This window comes from Streptomyces sp. 35G-GA-8 (assembly GCF_023534745.1).
Lineage (GTDB): Bacteria > Actinomycetota > Actinomycetes > Streptomycetales > Streptomycetaceae > Streptomyces.
The window spans coordinates 1-1,070 of record NZ_JAMHJQ010000057.1; the positions used below are offsets into that span (position 1 = coordinate 1).

Consider the following 1,070-nt stretch of genomic DNA (forward strand, 5'->3'; position numbering starts at 1 on the left):
AAGGAGGTGGGAGCCCTCATCTCGAAGCAGGCTTCCCGCTTAGATGCTTTCAGCGGTTATCCTTTCCGAACGTAGCCAACCAGCCATGCCCTTGGCAGAACAACTGGCACACCAGAGGTTCGTCCGTCCCGGTCCTCTCGTACTAGGGACAGCCCTTCTCAAGACTCCTACGCGCGCAGCGGATAGGGACCGAACTGTCTCACGACGTTCTAAACCCAGCTCGCGTACCGCTTTAATGGGCGAACAGCCCAACCCTTGGGACCGACTCCAGCCCCAGGATGCGACGAGCCGACATCGAGGTGCCAAACCATCCCGTCGATATGGACTCTTGGGGAAGATCAGCCTGTTATCCCCGGGGTACCTTTTATCCGTTGAGCGACGGCGCTTCCACAAGCCACCGCCGGATCACTAGTCCCGACTTTCGTCCCTGCTCGACCCGTCGGTCTCACAGTCAAGCTCCCTTGTGCACTTACACTCAACACCTGATTACCAACCAGGCTGAGGGAACCTTTGGGCGCCTCCGTTACTCTTTAGGAGGCAACCGCCCCAGTTAAACTACCCATCAGACACTGTCCCTGATCCGGATCACGGACCCAGGTTAGACATCCAGCACGACCAGAGTGGTATTTCAACGACGACTCCACCTGAACTGGCGTCCAAGCTTCACAGTCTCCCACCTATCCTACACAAGCCGAACCGAACACCAATATCAAACTGTAGTAAAGGTCCCGGGGTCTTTCCGTCCTGCTGCGCGAAACGAGCATCTTTACTCGTAGTGCAATTTCACCGGGCCTATGGTTGAGACAGTCGAGAAGTCGTTACGCCATTCGTGCAGGTCGGAACTTACCCGACAAGGAATTTCGCTACCTTAGGATGGTTATAGTTACCACCGCCGTTTACTGGCGCTTAAGTTCTCAGCTTCGCCAACCCGAAGATTGACTAACCGGTCCCCTTAACGTTCCAGCACCGGGCAGGCGTCAGTCCGTATACATCGCCTTACGGCTTCGCACGGACCTGTGTTTTTAGTAAACAGTCGCTTCTCGCTGGTCTCTGCGGCCACCCCAAGCTCA

The 1,070-nt window shown here is 56.0% G+C and carries 1 rRNA gene; it reads right to left on the reverse strand.

Annotation, left to right across the window (positions count from 1 at the left end):
- A 23S ribosomal RNA gene (locus M1203_RS38500) occupies window positions 1–1,070 on the reverse strand; the annotation flags it as partial.